Here is a 2668-nt window from a genome sequence, read left to right on the forward strand (position 1 = left end):
GGCGCCAAGACGCTCACCTATGATGCCAACGGCAACATGACCGCCGACGGCACCCGGACGCTCGCCTGGGACGAGGCCAACCGGCTGAAGACGGTCACCCAGGCCGCCAACACCGTTTCTCTCTCCTACGGCCCGGACGGCGCACGAACCAAGAAGACTTCGTCCTTCGCGACCACGCTCTATCCCGACGCTTCCGTCGAGATCGATCCGGCGACACCGGGCGCAGAAATCTACACCCGCTACCCCCATCCCGACGTCAAGGTGACCGGCGCCACGAAAGCCTTCCTGCACCGCGATCACCTGGCGTCGGTGCGCATGGTCACCGATGCCGCGGGCGCCATCGTTGAGCAGACCAACTACGCCAGCTATGGCGAACGCCTCAACACCGGCTTCCAGACGCAGAAGAGCTACATCGGCGAGCGCTTCGATCCTGAAACCGGACTGCTCTATCTCAATGCCCGGTACATGGATCCACTGCTGGGACGGTTCATCTCGCCGGATGATTGGGATCCGACGCTGCCGGGCGTCGGCACCAATCGATATGCTTATGCCCGGAATGATCCGGTGAATAGGAGTGACGCCAACGGACATGAGGACGTTACCCCGAATGACGACGATAGCGACAATGACGGGCTCCCTAATGAGATGGATGCGTGGCCTGATTTCGATAATAGGATGATTATGAGCGTAGAGGGCGGCGTCACGCCGGGTCTCAAAGGTCCCGCAGCCACCATGCAGCGGGCCTTAATTGGTGCTATGGGCGACAGGCTAATTTTTGGGCCCGGGAAATGGGTCACGGTTAACGAGCCAATGTCTCCCAGAGCTGCGGCCTATCAAGCTCAAATTAGCGGCCGACCGGGCCAAACATATACCCTAAATGGCACAAAATTCGACAGCTTTAAGAATGGCGTCCTTGTCGACGCCAAAGGACCAGGCTACGCTAAATTTGTCAAGGACGGGGAATTTCGAGACGATTGGTGGGAGGGACGGCAAAAATTACTGGACCAAGCGCAGCGGCAAACTGTTGCTGCAAAAGGAAACCCTATTACTTGGACATTTGCAGAGCAGAAGGCGGCTGATGCAGCGAAGAAATTGTTTAAGCAAGAAAAAATAATTGGGATAGATATAAAGGTAGAGGAAGCAACACCAGAAGGCAAGCCGGTCTCCTCGAAAAGTGATGGTTACGACCCGACTCAAGGGTCAGAGCCAGATTGATGATTTGGGTTTTATCTACTTATGGAATCAATAGAGATTTTCCTATACTGGGGCGCTCGCAAAATGGCACTCTCTGAGGCGTCGTCTTTGACGATCAAGCATTTTTTAGTGCTAAGAGAGATTGGGCCTGCCTTTGCTGAGTGGGTTCAACCAGCGGCTTCGCGAAAGCGCGCTCTTTCCAGTCCACCGATTGATATGCAAAGCGAAGATGCGGTCACAAGGTTGTTGGTGAAAGGTCAAAACAAGACGGATACTCCCCCAAGGATCCCAATACCAGAACTTGGGTACCATATAAGGTTATGGAATAAATCATCGCATGGTTTAGACGCAACGACATCGATTCGATGCGGAGTTCATTCGTGTTTTTTATCAATCGACGCGCAGAACGTGGTGTCGTTAAGAATAAAGTCTGAAAACAAAATACACATTGGAGACGCAGATTTGCGTAGCATTCTATACAGAATGTCTGATATTTGGCATCCCATGAGTGGTTTAGTATCGGCTGCTACGAATGGCGTAGAGTATACCATTGCGTCTATTTGAATTATGATGAAAGTGAATTGCGGTGACGGTGCACCTTTTACCATGCTCGCCCGCCCGGACACGAAATTCCTGACGGTCCCGAAGGTCAAGAGCGCGCGGAACTTCTTTGGGAATTGCGGAATTACGGTGGCACCCATTAGCCGGCCTCTCGTCAAGGGCGCGCGGAATTTTTTGGCGGCGTCTGCCGCCAATTTGCACGATCGCGCCAGATACCCATAGGGATTAAGCATTGGTCAGGCCTTGCGGCTTTCCACCGTGCACAAGCAGGTCGCCGAGACCTATGCGGTCAATAATGCGACAAAGCCCTACACGGTGCAGAATACGGCGACCGACACGACGCTGACCGAGAACATTGCACGCACACTCAGGGTTGAGCGGGCGTTCGACGCCTACAACAACGTCACCAGCATCAAGGACTATGGCCGCACCGACGTCAGCGGCGACGAGACGTGGACGGTGGCGAGCTTTGCGCCGAACACGAGCGCCTACATCGTCTCGCTGCCGAGCAGCCAGACGGTGCGCGCCGGGCTGGACACCAGCTTCCCCTATATCGGCTACGACGAGACCTATTATGACGGCGGCGCCAATTCGACACCGCCGGCCAAAGGCAACGTCACCCGCAAGCGCGGCTTCTCCGATTACTACTCGGCGCCGCAAAAGGAGGTGAACCAGTATTTTGCCTATGACAGCTTTGGCAACAAGCTCTCGGCCACCAACGGCCTCGGCCACAAGACCGAATGGGATTATGATGCGACCTATCACCTCTATCCGGTGACTGAACGCGCACCCCGCTATTTTGCCACCGGCGGCCAGAGCGCCGACACGCGCTTCGTCTCGATCGCCACCTACAATCCCGTCTGCGGGCTGCCGGCGACGAAGACCGACTTCAACGGCCGCATAAAAACCTTCA

2 protein-coding genes are annotated in these 2668 nt (G+C 55.3%); both read left to right on the plus strand.

Going from position 1 to position 2668, the window contains the following annotated elements; translation table 11 throughout:
* Positions 1-1215, plus strand: a 1215-nt coding sequence (locus NKH16_RS34750) for an RHS repeat-associated core domain-containing protein (protein ID WP_352903952.1), incomplete at its 5' end; no start/stop codon positions are given.
* A gap of 783 nt (positions 1216-1998) precedes the next feature.
* Positions 1999-2668, plus strand: a 670-nt coding sequence (locus NKH16_RS34755) for a hypothetical protein (protein ID WP_352903954.1), incomplete at its 3' end; no start/stop codon positions are given.

This window comes from Mesorhizobium sp. M1307, from assembly GCF_040318155.1.
GTDB lineage: Bacteria > Pseudomonadota > Alphaproteobacteria > Rhizobiales > Rhizobiaceae > Mesorhizobium.